This window comes from Shewanella rhizosphaerae, from assembly GCF_019457655.1.
In the GTDB taxonomy this organism is placed as follows: Bacteria; Pseudomonadota; Gammaproteobacteria; order Enterobacterales; family Shewanellaceae; genus Shewanella; species Shewanella loihica.
The window spans coordinates 425394-446631 of sequence record NZ_CP080420.1; the positions used below are offsets into that span (position 1 = coordinate 425394).

Consider the following 21238-nt stretch of genomic DNA (forward strand, 5'->3'; position numbering starts at 1 on the left):
TTTTTTTGAACAGAGTTGGCGCTCGGTCTAACATGCTTGTAAGGTTATGATATTACTGATGACTGAGCGTTTAATTTAGGGAAGCGATTCATTATGGACAAGATTCTGGCCCTCTCTCTTTCTCTCTGCTCCTTCCTGGCGACCGCCGCTGGCAGCCTTTGTGCGCCGACCCATTATGATGAGACAGTCACCTTCGCCTCGGTGATCGATGGCGATACCTTGATGCTGGAAGATGGTCGTCAGCTGAGGCTGATCGGCATCGACTCGCCCGAGATAGACAGGCACTACCCAGAGTTGTCTGAACCCTTCGCCAATCGGGCGCGCAGTTTCCTCGCCTCGCGTCTGCTGCCTGGGCAGAAACTCAAACTGGCCTTCGATCGTAAACGTCTGGATCCACAAGGGAAAACCTTAGCCTATGCCTATACCGAGGAGGGAGAGCACCTGCAGGAGATAATGCTGAGTCAGGGCTATGCCAAGGCGAGGGTCTATCAGAATGATTATTTCTGGCAGTGTTTGGCCAATATCGAGCGCCAGGCTCGTCAAGAAAGACGTGGATTATGGAGCCATAAAAGCTATCAAGCCAAGTCGCCTGATGAGCTAAATCGTGACGATCGCAATCGCTGGCGAGAGGTCAGAGGAGTGGTGACGGGTTTTGAAAGAAAAGGTCAGCAATTGTGGCTGATTATCGATGAAATCTTTTATGTGGGTATACCTAGAGAAGAATCTGGTAAATTTAGCAACATTTTAACCCTAAACCTGCTTGAAAGTCCGGTAATTGTGCGTGGTGAGTTGTATTATTCCTACAAAAAATGGCAGATGATTGCCCATCATCCTTCGCAGATAAGTTTGCAAAATAAGCCTTAGACCGTTTGGCTTCATAATAAACTGAAATTTTCTAATATCTTGTTTAAAAATCGCCTAATTTCGAGTATCTTAGCGCTCTAATGACCTGCGTCGATTTTCGCCAAATCTGGGGGAGCGAGGCGGGGCAAATAAGACCTTACTCTGAATACACTTGTCGCATTTTTTGCAGGATTACTAAAATGGCCGATTTCCGTCAGCAAGCCCTTGACTACCATGAGTTCCCCGTACCAGGCAAAACCGCCGTTAGCCTGACCAAGCCCGCAGAGACCAGCATGGATCTGGCGCTGGCCTATAGTCCGGGTGTGGCCGAGCCGGTGCGTGAAATTGCTGCCAATCCTGACGACGCATACCGTTACACCGCCAAGGGCAACACGGTTGCTGTGATCTCTAACGGTACCGCCATCTTAGGTCTGGGTAACCTGGGCCCACTGGCCTCTAAGCCTGTGATGGAAGGTAAGGCGCTGCTGTTCAAACATTTCGCCAATATCGATGCCACAGACATCGAGGTGAAGCACCGCACCGCCGAAGAGTTTATCAACACGGTCGAGGCGATTGCCGATACCTTCGGTGGCATCAACCTGGAAGACATCAAGGCGCCCGAGTGTTTCGAGATCGAGAAGGCGCTGATTGAGCGTTGTAACGTTCCTGTATTCCACGACGATCAGCACGGCACGGCCATCGTGACTGCAGCCGGCATGATCAACGCCCTGGAGATCCAGGGTAAGAAGCTGGAAGAGGCGGTCTTTGTCTGTATGGGCGCAGGTGCGGCGGCTATCGCCTGTATGACCATGCTGGTGAAGTGTGGCGTGCAGCGTGAGAATGTCTACATGCTGGACCGTAAGGGCGTTATCCACACCCGTCGTGAAGATATCAACGAATACAAGGCGCTGTTTGCCAACAACACAGACAAGCGCACCCTGCAGGATGTGATCAAGGGCGCCGACGCCTTCCTGGGTCTGTCTGGCCCTGATGTATTGAGCGCTGAAGACGTTGCCTTGATGGCCGAGAAGCCGGTGATCTTCGCCTGTTCAAACCCAGATCCAGAGATCAAGCCTGAGCTGGCCCACGATGTGCGCAAAGATCTGATCATGGGTACCGGCCGCAGCGATTACCCTAACCAGGTAAATAACGTGCTCTGCTTCCCCTTCATCTTCCGTGGTGCCCTGGATGTACGCGCCGCCAAGATCAACGACGAGATGAAGATTGCCGCGGTACACGCCATCGCCGCCCTGGCGAAAGAGCCTGTGCCTGCCGAGGTATTGGCTGCCTACCCAGATGTTACTGAGCTGAAGTTTGGCCCAGATTACGTGATCCCTAAGCCGATGGATCCACGCCTGCTGTCAAACGTGGCCAAGGCCGTTGCCCAAGCGGCTATCGACTCGGGTGTTGCGGCCTTGCCAACACTGCCTGAACACTACATGGCCTAATCAGGTCATAGCGATAAGAAAAGGGCCTCAGGGCCCTTTTTTATTGTGCCATTACCGCTTTATTTGTATGGTAAGTGGTGTTGCTCAGCCTAGGTGATAAAGCCTTTCGGGATCCTAGATGATAAAGCGGTCTCAGACGTAAAAAATAATAATAATCCTGCAGGAAGCGGAAATGAAATTGACACAACTCCTCACCAAGAAGTTAACCGGCTTTTGGCTGCTTTCCCTCGCTGCGGTTGCCTTCATCTTTCTGCTTACCGCCCTGGTCAGTTTCATTCAGCTCACCTATAAGTTTCAACAGCAGCAGATGACAGAGCTGGAGGAGATGCTGCTGCAACATCAGGTTCGCCATGAGCTACAGCACCTGGATATCTGGCTGCCACAGATCCTGGCCGCCTATGATGCACAAAAATTTACCCTGATCCGGGGTGATGAGACGCTGTACCGCTTCGACCGGGGTAATCATGATCAGAGTGTGGTCAACTACGACAGGGTACTCAACGAGACTTTAGATCTGCATTTTCATATCAGCCTGCCTCAGCCCTTCCTGCTGCATAACATCAGCTGGCACGGCGGTCTGGTGTTCCTGGTGGGATGCATAGCGGTAGGCCTGCTGGTGCGCCGCGGCTACCTCTGGCTGGCGTTGCAACTGCAGGGTATAGAAGATCTGGCCAAGCGCAGTCATCTGATCCTCTCGGGAGACTATGACAAGGCGCTGGCCGAGACGGGCCATGGCCGGCCAAGGCTTATCAACCGCGCCTTGACCCAGATGTTGCTAGAGCTGGATGATGCCCAGAAGCAGCGCGCCAGGTTCGATCAGTTTATTCGCTCCAACACCTTCCTCGACCCCGAGTCGGGCATCGGCAATCGCCTGTTCCTCAAGAACCGCCTGGACGCCCTGAGCAACAAGGACGGCATGATGGCCCCCGGGGTGCTGCTATTGCTGGAGATGGAAGATCTGGATCTCTTACAGCAGGAGGCAGACGAGTTCAGCATTCAGGAGCTGCTCACCCAGACCATAGGCGGCATCAGTCATCTATTGGACAGTCAGGCCAACAGCATCTTCTCCCGTCGCTCCTACAATCAGTTTGCCATAGTCGTGCCGCAGATCTCCCTGGCCGATGCCGAGAAGCTGGCCGCCAGGCTGCTCAAGGTCTGCCTGAGTCAGCCCCTGGAAGGGGTGAACAATCGCGACGACTTCTTTCATATTGGCGTCGCCTACTTCAAGGTGGGCGAGAGCAAAGAGCAGCTGATCGAAGAGGCCGAGATGGCGCTGCGGGCGGCCCAGTTTCAGGGCAACAGCGGCTGGTTCATGTATGACAAGGGCGCGGTGGACGAGGAGTTTGCTAGAGGCTCGGTGCGCTGGCGCAGCTTCCTCGAATATGCCCTGGTCAACAAGCGCGTGGTGCCCTTCACCCAGGCGATACTCGACAGCGATGGCAAGGAGCACCACAGCGAGGTCTCTTGTCGTCTGCGCGACAGCCACGACAACCTGGTGCGCGCCACCCTGTTCTTGCCCATGGCGATCAAGTGCGGCCTGATCCCCCAGATCGAGCGTCAGGTGATCGAGGCCGTGTTGTTCGATCTGTTACCCAAGTCACCCAAGGACCAGCGGAAATACAGTATTAATCTCTCTCTGGATACACTGACCAGCCGCGCCTTTATCCGTTGGCTACAGACGACCCTGCTGGAGTATCGTCACCTGACGCCGCGGCTGATCTTCGAGATCAACGAAGATATCCTGGTGAATAACCTGGCGAAACTGAAGGCGCCGCTGGATATGATCGCCAAGATGGGGGCCAGCCTGTGTGTCGACCGAGTAGGGCAGCAGGTGGTGAGCACCCAGTATCTTCAATCCTGCCGCGTAGATCTGATTAAGCTGCACAGATCTATCGTGCGGCAGATACATTTACGCCAAGAGAATCAATTGTTTGTCAGAAGCCTTATCGGTGGACTCTATCGTACCGAGGTGCAGGTCTTTGCCGAAGGGGTCGAGTCGCTGGAGGAGTGGCAGACGTTGAAGATTTTAGGGGTGAGTGCAGGACAGGGCAGTTTCTTTAGCGATCCCCTAGAGGCCGCGTAATTTTGTTATCTCCCTGTTGGGCCTGATAAGGGCTTGTTAGGGCAGGGTTACTGTTCTATGTTTATCTGAGTGTATCTGATTGATGTTAGATTTTTTCTATAAAATTAGGCGATTAGTCGCTACAATAACGCTATTATTTTGACGCTTTCCTCGAGGCAATATCCATCCGGCATTTGAGGTAGAGCGATTTGGGACACTCATGGCGCGTGAGTATCAAATTGGTGGATATGCCTTAAATGGAAAATAGTCTTTTGAGTAAATTTGCCTTCTGGCAAACCAAGCACGATAGAGTCGATTTAGGCGTATACCTCAACGCCGCCGCAGTGACCTTCTTTAAGCGCGACAGCGACACCTCATTTTCACTGCCCCTGTCGGGCGATGACTGGTCTGGCGTATTCGAGGCGCTGACCGACAAGATCCCCGCTCCTCATCTGCAACTCGTGCTCAGCGAGGACTTCTACCAGCTGCTGGTGGTCGACAAGCCTATGGTGCAGCCCGAGGAGATGCATCAGGCGCTCGTCTGGTCCATCAAGGATATGGTGTCAGAGCCCGTCGAGTCCCTGCATCTGGATTATTTTGAGTCGCCAGAATCCACCAACAACAAGGTGACTGTGGTTGCGGTCAACAAGGCCATGCTGCAGGCGCTGGTCAAGGCGGCGGATAAGCACCAGGTGACCATTGCCGGGATCAGCATAGAAGAGATGGCCATCAGCAACTATGGCGCCGAGGATAAGCTGGCGCATATGGTGCTCTGCCATAAGCCGGGGAGCGAGCTGCTACTGACCGTGGTGAAACAGGGGCAGCTCTACATGCAGCGCCGTATCCGCGGATTCAGTCAGTTAGATAGAGTCTCCAGCGAAGATCTGCAGCTCAACGTCGCCGATAACCTTAGCCTGGAGCTGCAGCGCTCCATGGACTATTTCGAGAGCCAGCTGCGCCAGGCGCCGGTAGCCTCTATCGCCCTGCTGATGAGCGGTGAGCGTCAGATGCTGGCTCAGCTATTGAGTCGGAACTTCGATCAGGCCGTCGAGGTGATCGCCTGTGATCAGGTGCAGGATAAGTTGGCCCAATGGGCATTGGCCGAGCTTGAACGTCAAACGGAGGAGCCTGCCTAGATGAATCCAAAACTGCGGGTCAATCTCTTTACTGCCAGCCTGTTACCGCCCAGGTTGCGCCTCTCCTTTACGCGCCTGCTACAACTTGGCTTCGGCCTCTTTGTCTTGCTGCTGGTCGCCAACCTACTGGCCTATCTGCATCTGGGAAGCCTGGAGGCCGACAAGCATCGGCTACTCAGCGACAAGGCCGCCTTCGACCAACAGAAGGCGCAGCTCGAGCAGGCCATCGCCAAGCGCAGCGCCTCTCAGGCATTGGTACAGCAGGTGGATCTCCTATCGCAGCAGGTGGAACTCAAGCGTCTGCTGCTCGGCGAGCTTTCCCATGTGGAGACCCTCACCAGCAAGGGCTACTCGCCCCTGCTGACTGGCCTTGCGCGGGTGACCGACAATCAACTCTGGCTGAGTCGCATCCAGGTGCAGGAAGATCAGTTTGTCTTCGAAGGCTTTAGCGCAGCGCCGAATGCTGTCCCCCTCTGGCTGGCACGCCTGCAAGGGGTCGAGCCGCTCAAGGGCCAGGCTTTTAGCACGCTCACCATGAACCGGGGCGACAAGCAGCCGCTGGGATTTGTGCTGCGCAGCAAGCGTGATGAGGAGCAGGCGAAATGAAACAGCAGATAGCCCGCTGGGGCGAAGCCTTCGATCAGCTGAGTCAGCGCGAGCGGGTGATGATCGCCGTGGCAGTCGTGGTGGTGATCGGCATGTTGCTCTATCTGCCGCTCGAGTCTCTGCTAACCCAGAGCAGCCGCGTGCAGAGTAATATCAAGGCCTTAACCGCCGAGAACCGAATCTCAGAACAGCAGATTGCCCTGTATCAGCAGACTCTGGCGACCGACCCCGATCAAGAATACCGTCAGCGTCTGGCTGGGCTACAACAACAAGCCAAAGATCTCGATCAGCAGCTGTCGTTTCAGATGGTCGATATGGTACCCGCCGACAAAATGCCGACCATGCTCGGCGAGTTGCTGGGCCGGGTAAAGGGGATACGCCTGCAAAGCTTCGAGTCTCTGGCGCCTAAGCCACTGCTGGCATTAGGGGATGAGAATAAACTCAACCTCTACAGCCACGGCATCAAGCTGGCGTTCGAGGGAGATTACTTTGCCACCCTCAAGTTTATCGAGGCGGTCGAGGCGATGCCCAATAAGCTCTATTGGCGCCAACTGGATTATGTGGTGGGCGATTATCCTAAGGCCGAGGTGACGTTAGAGGTCTACACACTCAGTATTAACAAGGACTTTATCAGTGTTGCGAATCAAGATTAGTGTTTGCCTGCTGGCGCTGCTTTGCCTTGGGTTGACTCAGGCCTCGGCCCAGACCCTGAGGGATCCGACCCGTCCAGGTGCTGGGGCAATAGGCTCGGCGCAGCATCAAGGCGGAAGTAAGTTGGTGCTCAACAGCCTGATGATCACCGACAATTCGGCGACGGCCATTATCAATAACAAGACATTCACCACGGGTGACAGGGTACAAGGTGTGAGGATCACTCGCATCACGGCACAGGGAGTCTGGCTCGCCGATGGCCGCCAGCTCAAGCTCTACCCAGAAGTAACTGCGACAAAGGGACAATAAATGACTGCGATGAAAACCATAACACCTCTGCTCGTGCTGATGTTAGCCGCCTGTCAGACAACGGATCGTCCCCAGCCTGTCGAGTCGAAATCGGCGATCGATACATCGATTGCCGCGGCGCAGAACAAGCCATACACGCCACCACCGGCGGCCGTGATGCCAGATTCTGTGCAGCGTGAGCTGCAGTCATCGGCCCTGCTAGGTTCCTTGACCCCAAGCCAGCCGAGCGAGCGACGTTTCGATGTGTCGGCCAAGGATGTCGATGCCAAGGTCTTTTTCCCTAGCCTGGTGCAGGGCACGCCCCTGAGCGTGGCCGTACACCCTAACGTGACAGGTACAGTCTCTCTGTCCCTCAAGGGCGTGACCCTGAGCGAGGCGCTGCAGGTGGTCGAAGATATCTATGGTTATGAGGTGAGCCGAGAAGGACGTATCCTGCGTGTCTTCCCTGCTGGCATGCGCACCGAGACCTTCCCGCTCAACTATCTCTACATGGAGCGTCAGGGCTTGTCGCTGACCTCGGTGAACTCTGGACGGATCTCGGACAACAATAACAACCGTAATAACAACGGCAACAACAGCAATAATTACAACAACAATAACTCGAACAACAACGGTGGCGACAGCAATAGCAACAATAGCAACGAGACCACCAACGGCACCTTTATCCGCTCCAAGACCAAGACAGACTTCTGGGGTGAGCTGAAAGAGACGCTGGAATCTATTATAGGCACCACGGGTGACGGCCGTCAGGTGGTGGTCAGCCCGCAGGCGGGCCTAGTGACCATCAGGGCCTATCCCAACGAGCTGCGTCAGGTGAAGACCTTCCTCAAGACCGCCGAGAGCCATCTGCAGCGTCAGGTGATCCTCGAGGCTAAGGTGCTCGAGGTGACCCTGTCTGACGGTTATCAGCAGGGGATCCACTGGGAAAGCGTGCTGGGTCAGAGTGGTAACAATAGCATCGAGTTTGGTACCTCGAAGGCGCCGGATGGTCTGGGGGATGTGATCACCTCGGCCATTGGTGGCATCACCTCCTTGCAGATCAAGGGCAAAGACTTCAGCACCATGATTAACCTGCTCGATACTCAGGGTGATGTGGATGTGCTGTCCAGCCCAAGGGTGACGGCCTCGAACAACCAGAAGGCGGTGATCAAGGTGGGCCGCGACGAATATTTCGTGACAGATGTGTCTTCGACCACGGTAGCGGGCACCACGCCGGTCACCACGCCGGAAGTGGAGCTGACGCCGTTTTTCTCTGGCATAGCACTGGACGTGACGCCGCAGATCGACGAGGAGGGCAATGTGCTGTTGCACATCCACCCATCGGTTATCGATATCAAGGAGCAGAACAAGTCGATCAAGGTATCAGACAGCACACTAGAGCTGCCACTGGCCCAGAGCGAGATCCGCGAGTCGGACACTGTGATCAAGGCAAATACCGGCGATGTGGTGGTGATCGGCGGCCTGATGAAGAGCGAAAATATCGAGCTGGTCTCTAAGGTGCCGCTGCTGGGGGATATTCCGTTTCTGGGCGAAGCCTTTACCAACCGTTCCAACTCGCTACGCAAGACTGAGCTGGTGATCCTGCTCAAGCCGACCGTGGTGGGCGCCGAGACCTGGCAGACCGAGCTGCAACGCTCCAAGGCACTGCTGGATCGTTGGTACCCAGAAGAGAAGCAGGAGTAGGCGCTTGTATCTGCAGCACTTTCATTTGGCGCAGCCTCCCTTTTCGTTGACGCCAAATACCGGCTTCTTCTTCGGCTTGGCGCCCCATGTCGAGGCGCTGCAAGTGCTGCAAACTGCCCTGCAGACGGGTGAAGGGTTTATCAAGGTCACCGGCGAGGTCGGGACGGGTAAAACCTTGATCTGTCGTAAGCTGCTTAACGATATTCCCGAGCGCTTTCACTGTGCCTATCTGCCCAATCCCTATCTGAGTCCCAGCGAGCTGCGTTGGGCACTGGCGCTGGAGCTGGGGCTAAAATACAGCGCCGATCTGGATCAGCAGCGTCTTACCAGCCTTATTCAGCAGCAGCTTATTGCGCTGAGCGCCCATGGACATTCCATCGTCCTGGTGCTGGACGAGGCTCAGGCATTGCCGGACGAGAGCCTGGAGGCACTGAGGCTGTTCACCAATCTGGAGACAGAGAGTCGCAAGCTGCTGCAGGTAGTCTTGTTTGGCCAACCTGAGCTGGATACCCGGCTGCAACAGCCGCAATTTCGTCAGCTCAGACAACGAATCACCTTCAGCTATCAACTGCGGCCCATGACCGCCGACGAGACCCGAGCCTACCAGGCCCACAGACTCGAGGTGGCGGGGTATCGCGGCGAGGGACTGTTTGGCGCCCGCGAGAGTAGACGTATCGCCCGCGCAGCAAGAGGAATCCCAAGACTCATCAATATCTTGTCTCATAAAGCGCTACTGCTCGCCTATGGCGAAGGCGCTGACAGGGTGAGCCTGCGCCATGTGAAGGGGGCGATTATCGACACTCAGGACGCCGACAGCGGGCTGTTTCCCTCTTGGTGGCTGGGCACCTTTGGCGCCGTGTCGCTGTGCGCCGGCGCGCTATGGTTTTGGCTCACCCGGGGGCTGGCATGAGCGTCATCAATACCATGCTCAAAGATCTGGATAAGCGCCAGCAGTCCCACGGGCTGGATGAGCTGCCCGTGCCGCCACTGCAATATCGTCAGGCGCCTCAGTCGCGTCTGCCCTGGTTGTTACTCGCGCTGCTCTCCCTACTGCTGTTGGCCATGGGCTATCTGGCGTGGGATCGCTACGCGGCCCTCGAGCGCACTAACCTGGCACTGCAACAGGATAATCAAAATCTGGCCCAGGAGATCGCCAGCGGCGAACTCAAACAGTCGAGCGTAGAAAAAGTCGCTTCGAATGAAACGGCAGTGGCAGCAGATAAAGCGCCTGCCGAGGAATCAAGGGCTGAGGCTTCACAGATTGCAGATACTCAGGTCACAGCTAAGGCCGAGTCTAGTGCCGATGCCAGTGTTGAGCTCGTGACTACATCTAAGACTGACCCGGTTGCTGAGCCTAAGGTCGAGAGCAAGCCTGCTGCTGAGAGTAAGCCTTCCGCTAAGCCTCAGAGGGTTCGGGTCGAGCAGGCATCTGAAGCCAACACAGAAAAAACGACCGGCTCCATGGCGGTGACCGAGGTGAAGCTATCGCCTGAGGCGCTGGCCGAGAAGCGCTTCAGTCAGGGCAAGTCGGCCCAGGAGGGTGGGCAACTGTCCCAGGCAGTGGATGACTTTAGCGAGGCGATAAGACTCGATCCCACCCTGCACGGCGCGCGTCAGCATCTGGCTGCCCTCTATTATGGTCAGGGGCAGTTGGGTGAGGCTAAGACAGTGCTGCAACAGGGCCTCGCCCGCTATCCCCAGGAACTTGATTATGCCCTCATGCTGGCCAAAGTGTTGGAGGCGCAGGGGGATAGCCAAGGGGCCTTGGCGGCGCTTGGCACTATCCCAGACGATCACCTGCTCGCCAAGCAGAAGTGGGTGCTGCAGAGTCATCTTGCCCAGCAGGCATCGCAATTTGCCTTGGCCGAAGAGAGTTATCGCCGCCTGGCCAGGGTCGAACCCTCGCAGGCCAAGTGGTGGATGGGGCTGGCCTACGCCTTAGATTCCCAGCAAAAATATACCAGCGCCAAGCAGGCCTACGCTCAGGCCCTAGGCTTATCCGGCTTGTCGCAGCAGGCCAGCGATTTTATTCAGCAGCGGCTGGCCCAGTTAGGAGATATCGAGTGAAACCCAAGTTAAAGATGCGTCTCGGCGACTTATTGGTACAGGAAGCGATCATCAGCGAGGCGCAGCTGGGCCAGGCCCTGGCCGAGCAGAGAAATACCGGCAAGAAGCTGGGTCGCACCCTGATCGATCTCTCCTGCATAACAGAAGAGCAGCTGCTTAAGTTTCTGTCGCAGCAGCTCAATATTCCTTTTCTGGACATCAGCCGCCGGGCTATTCCGCCTCAAGTCGTGAATCTTCTACCCGAGGTGCAGGCCCGTCGTTATCGCGCCCTGGCGGTGGAAGATAATGGCGACCATGTGCTGGTGGCCATGAGCGACCCTGCCGATCTGCAGGCGATGGACAATATCGAGGTCTTGCTGGCGCCCAAGGCGATTAAGATCGCCGTGGTCACAGAGACCCAGCTACTGGAGGCCTTCGACAACCTGTATCGCCGCACCGGGGAGATCGCCCAGATCGCCGGTAAGCTGGAGGAGGAATATGCCGCCGACGATCAGTTCGATCTCGCCAGTCTGACCGATGCCGACAGCGATAACGAAACCACTGTGGTTAAGCTACTGCAGTCGATCTTCGAAGATGCGGTGCAGATGCGTGCCTCAGATATTCATATCGAGCCCGGCGATAAGGTGCTGAGGATCCGCCAGCGTATCGACGGCCAGCTGCAAGAGAACACCCTGCAGGAGGTGAACATCGCCTCGGCGCTGGTGCTGCGCCTCAAGTTGATGGCGGGCTTGGATATCTCAGAGAAGCGTTTGCCTCAAGATGGTCGTTTTCACATGGAGATCAAGGGACACAAGATAGACGTGCGTATGTCGACCATGCCCATCTATCACGGCGAGTCTGTGGTGATGCGTCTTCTGGACCAGTCTGCGGGCCTGCTGACCTTAGATGAGACCGGCATGCCGGCCGAGATGCTGGCGCGGGTGCGCAGACAGATCAAGCGCCCCCACGGCATGCTGCTGGTGACCGGGCCTACGGGTAGCGGTAAGACCACGACGCTTTATGGCGTGTTGAGTGAGCTCAACACCGCCGATCGCAAGATCATCACGGTGGAAGATCCCGTGGAGTATCAGCTGCCGCGTATCAATCAGGTACAAGTTAACCATAAGATAGGCTTAGATTTTTCCAACGTACTGCGTACCACCTTGCGTCAGGACCCCGATATCATCATGGTGGGTGAGATGCGTGACCAGGAAACGGTGGAAATTGGCCTCAGGGGCGCACTCACAGGTCACTTCGTGCTGTCGACCCTACATACCAACGATGCGGTTACCTCAGCCCTGCGTCTGCTGGACATGGGCGCCGCCAGCTATCTGGTGGCCAGTGCGCTTAGGGTTATCATTGCCCAGCGTCTGGTGCGCCGGGTCTGTCACAAGTGTGCCCAGCCCTATGATGCTAGCGCCGCCGATCAGGCATGGCTTAGCAGCATCAGCGGTCGCGACTTCAGCCAGGCCAAGTTTCGTATCGGCACCGGCTGTCAGAGTTGCAACGGTAGCGGCTATCGCGGCCGTATCGGTGTATTCGAGATCCTGGAGCTGGATGAGAAGATGATCGATGCAATGCGAAGCGGCAATCCCCAAGCGTTTGCCCAAGCCGCCTACCAGAGCCCGAACTTTACTCCGCTGGCCGAGTCGGCGCTCAACTACCTTGCTGAGGGCATGACCACTATGGAAGAGGTGGCCAAGCTTATCGAAGATGCCAGCGATGCCCAGGTGCCCATCTCGCAGGAGATGATCCATCAACATGAGATTGAGGGCTAACTATGCCTGTCTATCAGTACAAGGGGCGTGATGCACAGGGCAATGCGGTCAGCGGGCGGCTCGATGCGACCACTCAGAGCGCCGCCGCCGATCAGTTGCTGTCTCGCGCCGTGATCCCCCTTGAGCTGGTGGAGGCCAAAGTTGCGCGCGAGTTTCACCTGGGCAGCCTGTTTAAGAGCAAGGTTGGCCTGGATGAGCTGCAGATCTTTACCCGGCAGATGTATTCGCTCACTCGCTCGGGCATCCCCATTTTGCGGGCCATCGCCGGCCTGTCGGAGAGTTCTCACTCCAAACGCATGAAAGATGCCCTGAACGATATTTCAGAGCAGCTGATATCCGGTCGCCCGCTTTCATCGGCGATGAATCATCACCCGGATGTGTTCGATGCCCTGTTTGTCTCCATGATCCATGTGGGGGAGAACACGGGTAAGCTGGAGGACGCCTTTATTCAGCTCTCTGGTTATATCGAACGCGAGCAGGAGACCCGCAGACGCATCAAGGCGGCGATGCGTTATCCCATCTTCGTCTTGATGGCGGTGGCCCTGGCCATGGTGGTGCTCAATATCATGGTGATCCCTAAGTTTGCCGATCTGTTTGCCCGGTTTGGCGCGGATCTGCCCTGGGCCACCAAGTTGCTGATCGGCACTTCTAACTTCTTCGTCAACTACTGGTACCTGCTGCTCCTCGCTTTAGTGGGGTGCTTCGTGGGGATCCGCTATTGGCACAACACTGAGAAGGGCGAGCAGCAGTGGGACAGATGGAAGCTTAAGATCCCGGCTGTAGGCAGCATCATAGAGCGCTCGACCCTGTCGCGGTATTGCCGCAGTTTCTCCATGATGCTGAGCGCAGGAGTGCCCATGACACAGGCCCTGAGCCTGGTGGCCGATGCCGTGGATAATGCCTATATGCATGACCGCATAGTGGCCATGCGCCGGGGCATAGAGTCCGGCGAGTCTATGCTGCGGGTGTCGAACCAGAGTCAGCTCTTTACCCCGCTGGTGCTGCAGATGGTGGCCGTTGGTGAAGAGACGGGCCAGATAGATCAACTGCTTAACGACGCCGCCGACTTTTACGAGGGGGAGGTCGATTACGACCTCAAGAACCTGACCGCCAAGCTTGAGCCTATCTTGATCGGCATAGTCGCGGTGATTGTGCTCATCCTGGCGCTGGGCATCTACCTGCCGATGTGGGATATGCTCAATGTGGTCAAGGGAGGATAACCCATGGCAGCCATGAGCCGGGAGCTGAGCTGATGGAGAACCAGACACGGGTCGACAGCGAGCTGATGCAGGCCTACGGCAAGATGATTGCCATAGTGGTGCTCTTGCTCATCTTGGGGGTACTGGGTTACGGTTATTTTGCCAAGGTGGATCAGGTCTCTTCTCAGGGGCTGAAGCTGGAGCACAGCCGCCTGCTGAATGTGCTGGCCATGGTGCGCTCTCAATGGTTGGTGCAGGGGCGCCCTGCCGAGATGCATCTCGACTGGTCCACGGCCATGGAACTCAGGGACGGCGAACAACCCCTGATTAAGATGAGCGATCAGGGTTGGCCAACCTTAGCGCAAATCACAGAGGAGAACTGTAAGACCCTCTGGTGGCAGCTGTTGGGCGGCCGGGATGATTTAGCCAAAATTGTTACACAAGCGGACCAGGCTGGAGAGGTTTGTAGTTATATTGCTAATAACGGTGATCGATTGAGTTATCAACTCACTAGTGGACGCGTTATTTTTTTGACAGATAGCTGAATTTAGCGACATCTAAGGTTTTATAATTTGCTGTAACTGCTAGAATTATCAGGATTATCTAAGGGAGTTTTTTATGAAAATGCGAGCCCAAAACATGCCAATCAAACAGAGCGGTTTCTCTCTGATCGAGCTGGTGATCGTGATTGTGATCCTGGGAATTCTGGCGGCCACTGCCATTCCCCGTTTTTTGAATGTGACCGACGATGCAGAAGATGCTAGCGTAGATGGCGTAGCCGGTGGTTTGGCCACGGCGGTAAGCTTCGTGCGCTCCCAATGGGAGGTGGATGGTCGTAATAATGCCAATGTGGTGCTCGATGGTACGCAGATCTCCCTGGATACCCGTTTCGGTTTTCCAACGGGCTTGACCTCGGGCAGTGGTATCGTGAGTGCGACCGGTATGACAGATGCCGCCTGTCAGGAGGTATTCCAGAATATTCTCCAGGGGGCACCGCGTAACGTGCTCTTTAATCAGGATGCCCGTAATCAGCGCTTTACCGCGCGGGTACTGGATGGCGCCGGTGGTAATGGAGTTGCCATCGATGGCACTCAGGTGACCAACTTAGATCTCTGTGTCTACCATCAGGTGACCTCGCTGGCATTAAACCCAACCACGGGCGTGCCTACACCTACACCTGATCTGGCCACCGCCAACGCCAAAGGTATCCTCTATAACCCAGGTACCGGTCAGGTGTTGAGTTTTACCAATTAATCTTGCGCCCTGCCCTCGGCGAGGCCGACAGAATTTTATTGAAAAGTTGAAAGTTAGCAGAAGCGAAAATAACAAGGGAACGACATGAAGAAGCAAAACGGCTTTACACTGATCGAGTTAGTGGTTGTGATCATCATCTTAGGGATTCTGGCCGTGACCGCAGCGCCTAAGTTTATTAATTTACAGAGCGATGCGCGTGCATCGACGTTGGAAGGTTTGAAAGCCTCGTTGCAAGGCGCCAATACTTTAGTTTATTCCAAAGCTGCTATCCAAGGGCAAGAGTCGAAGTCGGCTGGCACCGTGATTTTAGATGATAAGGGTGATAGCGATACGAGTAACGATGTAACTATCAACTCAGTTTATGGTTACTTAAAACAAGCATCGGCCGATTTAGTTTTAGCATTGGATATCGATACGACTTCATCTCAGCCTGAGTGGACGATAGTCGATTCTCCAAATGTAACCACGACTTTAACTGGCGCAATTATTATTCATCCAGGTGACAAAACACCATCTGATACGTCTAAATGTTGGGTGGAGTATAAACAATCTGCATCTAACGGTGCATTACCTCAATATAAAGTAGAAAAATCAGGTTGTTAATTTAGGGAATAGCAAAAATGAGTAATCAAAAAGGTTTTACATTAATCGAGTTAGTTGTGGTCATCATCATTTTAGGCATTTTAGCTGTGACCGCCGCACCTAAGTTTATTAACCTGCAGAGCGACGCCCGTAAATCGACAGTCTCTGGATTGGAAGCGACAATAAAAGGAGCGGATAGCTTAGTGCATTCTAAATCCTTGATTGCAGGCAACGAAACTCAAGCAAGTACCGCTACTCCTGCGCCGACAGTCACGGTAGATGCTGCGGGTACAACAGTGGCATTGAACTATGGTCATGCAAAGGCTATTTGGACCGGTAGCTTGGCCAATGCGTTAGACATTAATGCCGCGTCTTCAGGTACCACTGCCGAATGGTTGTATGTTGAAGATTCGGCAACAAACAGCATTTACTTTTATCCACAGGGCCAAACTAGCCCTAAAGCTGCCCAAGATGCAGGCACTTGTTATGTGCAATATGTAAATGGGTTAACTGCTTACGGCGCAATTACAGTCAATACGATCGTTACAGGTTGTTAAGCCTGTTTTGTTTCTAAAGGCCTGCAATGCAGGCCTTTTTTGTCTGTGGCGAGAGACTAATTACTGAAATCGATGGCAATATTTGCCATACTCTGTAGGTTATTAGAAAGTTTAACGCTATCAGCGTGTTGCGGCTGGGGTGTCGATGAATAAACAACAAGGTTTTACCCTTGTGGAGCTGGTCACTAGCATCATCTTGATTGCCATTTTATCTGTGGTGGTCTTGCCGCGCTTCTTTACTGCCTCAAGCTACAGCGCCTATACCTTGAGAGACGAACTGATTAGCGAGCTCAGACGAGTCCAGCTGATGGCGCTGAATAACCTGGATCGCTGCTACAAGGTGAGCGTGACGGCGACGAGTTATCGCGCCGACATCTATGGCGCCGACTGCAGTAGTCTGTCGGTCAGCGGCAATCCACAATCACTACCACGCCAGACCAGCCTGAGTCTAGGTGGCTTAAACAGCTTCACCCTGACCTTTGACCGTGATGGCAGGGTGACGGGCAGCTGCGCTACGGGCTGCACCATCAAGGTTGCAGCCGATGAAACCTTAGACCTCACCATAGAGAGCCAGGGGTATATTCATGGACGCTAGCAGAGCCATCTTACCAAGGCGCGCCTCAGGCTTTACCCTGATCGAATTGGTCGTGGGCATGATAGTGCTTGGCATCGCCCTGGTCATGCTTACCAGCATGCTGTTTCCCCAGGCGGATCGCGCCGCCGAAACCCTGCACAGGGTGCGCTCAGCCGAGCTGGCGCACTCCCTGCTCAATGAGATCTGGGGCAAGCGTTACGATCAAAATGCCAACCCTAATGGCGGCGTGCCCGCCTGTGGCGCGGCGGCTAGGCCTGATCTGGGTTTGCCAGCAGGGCAGCCCTGTACAGACCAGGCCAATTTTGGTCCGGGCGGACTCGATCGCAACGCCTATAGGGATGTGGATGACTATCATGGCCTGACTCAGACAAGCAAGATGCTCAACTCGGATCGCACCTATGCTCAGGAATATATTAACTACCAACTATCGGTCAGCGTCACCTATCCCGGCAGCGACAAGAACAGCAAGCTGGTGGCTATCAATGTGACCACACCCAGTGGCGAGGTGATCACCTATAATGCGCTGCGGAGTAACTACTGATGCGGCTGCAAACTAACAAGGGCTTCACCCTGGTCGAGATGGTGACCGTCATCATCATACTGGGCATCCTGGTGGTCGGGGTGAGTAGCTTCGTGATCTTGGGCACCCGTATCTTCGTTGAATCCAGCTCTGTGGATCAGGTGCTGAGTCAGAGTCGTTTCGTGATTGAGCGTATGACGCGGGAGCTGCGTAATGCCCTGCCAAACAGCATCAGGGTGGCCAGCTCAAGCGATGCCCAGTGCATCGAGTTTATGCCTATCACAGCTAGCGCCAGCTATATCAGCCTGCCGATAGCGCCAGACAGCGCCGCAGACAGCGGCAGCGTGATGCTCCCGGCCCAGGGAATTAACCTGGCCCACAAGATGGTGATCTATCCGCTTTCACCTGCTCAGCTCTACCAAGACAGTCCGTCGACCACACAGGGGCGTATCTTCGATGTTAAACAACTGAGTGGCAATCAGATCGAGTTTAACAATGCGCTGCGCTTCGATGAGACCTCGCCTCAGAAGCGCTACTTCATGGTCAATGGTGCCGTGAGTTACTGCTTCTTAAGCAGCGGCGATATCTGGCGTTACGACGGCTACGGGGTTCAGACCACCCAGCCGACACCTGCGCAGATGGGGACGGGCGCCTTGATGGGCCAGCATGTGGTCAATAACTTAGGCAGCGAGGCGCCGATTCACTACACGCCGGGTACACTGGTTAACAATGCCGTGGTGCAGCTGTCGCCCCGTTTCGAGGTGAATGGCCAGACCTTTCAATATCAACATCAGGTGCAGGTGATCAATGTTCCCTAATCGAGCCAGCCAGCGAGGCAGCGCCCTAGTGATAGGCATTTTCATCATTACCGTGATGTTTTTGATGGCGGCGGCGCTGATCAATATCGTCAGCGATGCCGACGAGGGGGTAAACCTGGAGGTGTTAGCGACTCGTGCCTTCGCCGCGGCGAACAGCGGCGCCGATGCTGCCCTGGCGCAGCTGTTTCCCCTAAGCGGTGCTGTGGTCGGTTGTTCTAGCGTCTCTACCAGCTGGACGCCGCCGAATGTGGTGGGCTTTCATGGCTGTAGTGTGGTGTTGAGCTGCAATCAGACCACAGTAGCGACTGGGAGTGACAGTGTGACCCAATATCTTATCGGCAGTGAGGCGACCTGCGCCGTGGGCAACTGCGACGGCGATGCCTGTCTGCGCGTCAATCGTAAGGTGGAGGTCGAGGCCCGTGAATAGACTCCTGATAACCTTGCTCGCTGGCTTGCTACACCTAATCTTCTCCACAGGTGTTTTCGCCGTGCCTCAGTGTGATGCGATCTTTACTGACCCGCCAACCGGAAACCATAATCCCGGCCTGGTGCCGCCCGATGATATTGGGCCTAGACTCGGCAACCTCACTTGTACTAAGTGGGGATGTTCTGGGCACAGTTCACGGTTCGCTCCCGGGGATTACGACTTTGCTACTGGTGATTTTCAAAATAAATCCTATATGAGCACCACGGGGAAAACGGCTCGCCTCTACTTCGATAACCTGTCGATGAATAATGCCAGCATCAATGCATCTGGCAATGCCGAAAACCTGATCATCTATGTCAGGGGCGATCTCTCTGTCGCCGGGCAGAACTATATCAATGGCATCCTCTATGTTGCCGGCACTGTGACTTTTACCGGCAATGCTTGGATAGATGGCGCCATCGCATCAGGGGGGAGCCTGAGTTTTGGCGGCAATGGTGGAGCGGATGTCGACCTGGGAGCTGTGGATGATGCCGACTTCGGCGGCATGTGTGACAAGGGCGGTGTGAGTGTCGACCATTACCGGCTCGAATTTACCTCGGATGCGCTGAGCTGCGCCGCCAAAGACATACTGCTGCGGGCCTGTGTCAACGCCGACTGCTCGACTCAAGCGAGTGTCTCTTCGAGCGTCGAGTTAACCAAGAATGACAATAAATATGCCGATGTCGGCTTTACCGGATCGACTCAGACCCAGGTATGGCACCCTGATGGTGGCAGTGTGTTACTCGGCTTAGATGCCACGGCACCATCCGCGCCCTATCGCTGTTATATCGACGGTGCTCTGGTGGCTAATGCCCAGTGCCTGCTCGACTTTGCCGATACGGGATTCTATTTCGATGTGCCCGACAGCACCGCCTGTAAGACGGGTAACAGCTTTAACCTGTTTGCTGTGACCAAGGATACTCAGACGCAGCAGTGTAAGCCCCTGTTTGCCAACCAGACCAAGACGATTAGCTTCGGCTTCGATTATCTGCGTCCGGCAACGGTAAACAATCCGGCCCAGCTTACCCTGAATAGCCTGTTATCGCCGAGTGACTCGATAGCGATCGATGGCGGCGGCACTCAGACAATGCAGGTGCATTTTAACGGTGAAGGAGTTGCCAGTCTGTCGGCCAACTACCCAGAGGCGGGCGTGGTGACGCTTAGCGCCGAACATAACCACACTGTTTCGCGTCCTGCCGGAGGCTCTGAGACGCTAGTGCTTTCCCATAGCGATAGCTTTACCTCGGCGCCCGCCGGTTTTCATTTTGCCAATGTCAGTGCCAATGGGCGCTGTGATGCCAGCGATCCCTATGACGCTGACTGTAAGGTGCTGGCCGCAGCGGGTAAACCCTTTAGCATGCAGGTGACTGCGGCCTGTTGGCAGAGCGATGATGATAAAGATTTCAGTGACAATAGTGCGCTGCAGAACTTCGAGCATGGCGGCCTGTCTGTGGTGTCACAGGTGGTGCAGCCCGATACCGGGGTAAACGGCGTGTTAGGCCGTGATAGCCTGGCGTTCTCGCTATCATCTGGCGTCAGCGCTCAGATCATCAATGATCAAAGCTGGAGCGAGGCGGGCACCATGCAGGTGGCGCTTGGCAGCGATGTCAGCTTTGAGGGCGTGACCATTCCCGCCAGCCAGTCTAGCAGTGAGGTGTTTGGCCGTTTCACGCCGGCCTATCTAGAGATCACTGGCAACGACCCTGAGGCAGCCCAGAGCTGCGGCGCATTTACCTATCTGGATCAGCCCTTCGGCTTTAAAACGGGCGCCGAGCCAAACATTCAGGTGGCGGGGTTAAATGCTCAAGATCAGGTTACCAGCAATTACCAGATCGGCGATTGGTGGCGTTACAAACACAGGGATGAGGCAGATCGCAATCAGTGGCCTGAGCGCAGCTATCAAGACAGCACAGGGCTAGCTGTGATTGGCGACAGTCAGGCGCCGGCACTCTCCGGCCAGGTCAATTATCGCGGCTCACCCAATGTCGCTGAGTTGATCGGCGCCCAGCCGAGTTACCGGCGCACCCAGATGCCACTGGAACCCTTCGATGCCAAGTTTGATCTGGTTTTGTCGGCGCTGGATGTCAGCGATGAAGATGGCATCTGTTATCGTGACAGCGCCTCGGCTGCTTGCCGCGGATTTACCTTCAGCGATATCGGCGACGGTAAGGCCTTCGAGCTGCGCTATGGCCGTCTGGTGCTGGAAAACGGCTATGGCCCTCAGTCGGAGAGCCTACGGCTGCCGCTACGCAGCGAATATGTTTCAAGCGTGACTGCTGGCGTGCCCACCTGGACTTTAAACGGCGATGACAACTGCTCGGTTTTTAATACCCAGACCTCCTTAGATGCCGGCGAGACGGCAACCTCTGGCCTGTATCGCATCCTACCTTCGAGCTTCCCCGACCTGCAGGCCTATAGCGAGAGTGGATTGTCGCTGCGAAGCGGCGCTCTGGTGAATGGCGTGGGCAATCTCTATTTTGCCATCCCCAATCAGGCGGGCGAGGTGCCCCTCAAGCTGCATGTTGAACCTTGGCTCAAGGGCTATTGGAACTATCCGGGGAACGCTGCCGATACCTTGTTTGACCCGAGGGCCAATGCCTATTTTGGCACCTATCGCGGACACGATAAGATCATCTATTGGCGGGAAGTGAAATAGCCGATCTACCAATTGCTGAGCGAGTGTTC

At 55.3% G+C, this 21238-nt stretch carries 21 protein-coding genes; all 21 read left to right on the forward strand.

Features of this window, described 5'->3' with window-relative positions:
- Positions 1 to 93 precede the first annotated feature (93 nt).
- The 21 genes from K0I63_RS01955 to K0I63_RS02055 all read left to right on the forward strand — a co-directional run bounded on the left by K0I63_RS01955 (position 94) and on the right by K0I63_RS02055 (position 21209).
- On the forward strand, positions 94 to 864 hold the full coding sequence (locus K0I63_RS01955; RefSeq protein WP_220082348.1) for a thermonuclease family protein: 771 nt from the start codon (positions 94 to 96) through the stop codon (positions 862 to 864).
- Positions 865 to 1043: 179 nt separating this feature from the next.
- Entirely contained in the window at positions 1044 to 2291 is a 1248-nt protein-coding gene (locus K0I63_RS01960; protein ID WP_144200046.1) for a malic enzyme-like NAD(P)-binding protein, read from the forward strand.
- A 172-nt stretch (positions 2292 to 2463) separates the two neighbouring features.
- On the forward strand, positions 2464 to 4374 hold the full coding sequence (gene csrD, locus K0I63_RS01965) for an RNase E specificity factor CsrD (RefSeq protein ID WP_220082349.1): 1911 nt from the start codon (positions 2464 to 2466) through the stop codon (positions 4372 to 4374).
- Positions 4375 to 4610: 236 nt separating this feature from the next.
- Positions 4611 to 5489 carry an MSHA biogenesis protein MshI gene (locus K0I63_RS01970; protein WP_220082350.1) on the forward strand — a complete coding sequence of 293 codons (879 nt, stop codon included), beginning with the start codon at positions 4611 to 4613 and terminating at the stop codon, positions 5487 to 5489.
- On the forward strand, positions 5490 to 6095 hold the full coding sequence (locus K0I63_RS01975) for a PilN domain-containing protein (protein WP_220082351.1): 606 nt from the start codon (positions 5490 to 5492) through the stop codon (positions 6093 to 6095).
- Positions 6092 to 6748, forward strand: a complete 657-nt coding sequence (locus K0I63_RS01980) for an MSHA biogenesis protein MshJ (RefSeq protein ID WP_220082352.1) — start codon at positions 6092 to 6094, stop codon at positions 6746 to 6748. Before K0I63_RS01975 ends, K0I63_RS01980 begins: the two co-directional genes overlap by 4 nt.
- Entirely contained in the window at positions 6729 to 7055 is a 327-nt protein-coding gene (locus K0I63_RS01985) for an MSHA biogenesis protein MshK (protein WP_434086784.1), read from the forward strand. Before K0I63_RS01980 ends, K0I63_RS01985 begins: the two co-directional genes overlap by 20 nt.
- The gene (mshL, locus tag K0I63_RS01990; protein WP_220082354.1) at positions 7056 to 8738 is read left to right on the forward strand and encodes a pilus (MSHA type) biogenesis protein MshL; all 1683 of its coding nucleotides are present in this window, start codon (positions 7056 to 7058) and stop codon (positions 8736 to 8738) included. It begins immediately after the preceding gene.
- Positions 8739 to 8742: 4 nt separating this feature from the next.
- Complete coding sequence (locus K0I63_RS01995; RefSeq protein WP_220082355.1) at positions 8743 to 9648, forward strand: ExeA family protein; 906 nt, start codon at positions 8743 to 8745, stop codon at positions 9646 to 9648.
- Entirely contained in the window at positions 9645 to 10805 is a 1161-nt protein-coding gene (locus tag K0I63_RS02000; RefSeq protein WP_220082356.1) for a tetratricopeptide repeat protein, read from the forward strand. Before K0I63_RS01995 ends, K0I63_RS02000 begins: the two co-directional genes overlap by 4 nt.
- Positions 10802 to 12562, forward strand: coding sequence for a GspE/PulE family protein (locus K0I63_RS02005; protein ID WP_220082357.1), 1761 nt, complete (start codon positions 10802 to 10804; stop codon positions 12560 to 12562). The genes K0I63_RS02000 and K0I63_RS02005 overlap by 4 nt, the downstream gene beginning before the upstream one ends.
- A 2-nt stretch (positions 12563 to 12564) precedes the next feature.
- Positions 12565 to 13782, forward strand: coding sequence for a type II secretion system F family protein (locus K0I63_RS02010; RefSeq protein ID WP_220082358.1), 1218 nt, complete (start codon positions 12565 to 12567; stop codon positions 13780 to 13782).
- A gap of 32 nt (positions 13783 to 13814) precedes the next feature.
- Positions 13815 to 14306, forward strand: coding sequence for a hypothetical protein (locus tag K0I63_RS02015; protein WP_220082359.1), 492 nt, complete (start codon positions 13815 to 13817; stop codon positions 14304 to 14306).
- Positions 14307 to 14400: 94 nt separating this feature from the next.
- Positions 14401 to 15015: a type IV pilin protein gene (locus tag K0I63_RS02020; protein WP_220083357.1), complete on the forward strand. Its 615-nt coding sequence runs from the start codon at positions 14401 to 14403 to the stop codon at positions 15013 to 15015.
- A gap of 84 nt (positions 15016 to 15099) precedes the next feature.
- A complete protein-coding gene (locus K0I63_RS02025) occupies positions 15100 to 15618 on the forward strand; it encodes a type II secretion system protein (RefSeq protein WP_220072904.1) in 519 nt (172 codons plus the stop codon).
- Between the two features lie 17 nt (positions 15619 to 15635).
- The gene (locus K0I63_RS02030) at positions 15636 to 16154 is read left to right on the forward strand and encodes a type II secretion system protein (RefSeq protein ID WP_220072905.1); all 519 of its coding nucleotides are present in this window, start codon (positions 15636 to 15638) and stop codon (positions 16152 to 16154) included.
- Between the two features lie 145 nt (positions 16155 to 16299).
- Positions 16300 to 16749, forward strand: a complete 450-nt coding sequence (locus K0I63_RS02035; protein ID WP_220082360.1) for a type II secretion system protein — start codon at positions 16300 to 16302, stop codon at positions 16747 to 16749.
- Complete coding sequence (locus K0I63_RS02040) at positions 16739 to 17290, forward strand: type II secretion system protein (protein ID WP_220082361.1); 552 nt, start codon at positions 16739 to 16741, stop codon at positions 17288 to 17290. Before K0I63_RS02035 ends, K0I63_RS02040 begins: the two co-directional genes overlap by 11 nt.
- On the forward strand, positions 17290 to 18087 hold the full coding sequence (locus K0I63_RS02045; RefSeq protein ID WP_220082362.1) for a PilW family protein: 798 nt from the start codon (positions 17290 to 17292) through the stop codon (positions 18085 to 18087). The genes K0I63_RS02040 and K0I63_RS02045 overlap by 1 nt, the downstream gene beginning before the upstream one ends.
- Positions 18077 to 18514 (forward strand): MSHA biogenesis protein MshP, encoded by a 438-nt coding sequence (locus K0I63_RS02050; RefSeq protein WP_220082363.1) that lies wholly within the window; start codon positions 18077 to 18079, stop codon positions 18512 to 18514. The genes K0I63_RS02045 and K0I63_RS02050 overlap by 11 nt, the downstream gene beginning before the upstream one ends.
- Positions 18465 to 21209: a DUF8470 domain-containing protein gene (locus tag K0I63_RS02055; RefSeq protein WP_491573755.1), complete on the forward strand. Its 2745-nt coding sequence runs from the start codon at positions 18465 to 18467 to the stop codon at positions 21207 to 21209. The genes K0I63_RS02050 and K0I63_RS02055 overlap by 50 nt, the downstream gene beginning before the upstream one ends.
- The last annotated feature ends 29 nt before the right edge of the window (positions 21210 to 21238 follow it).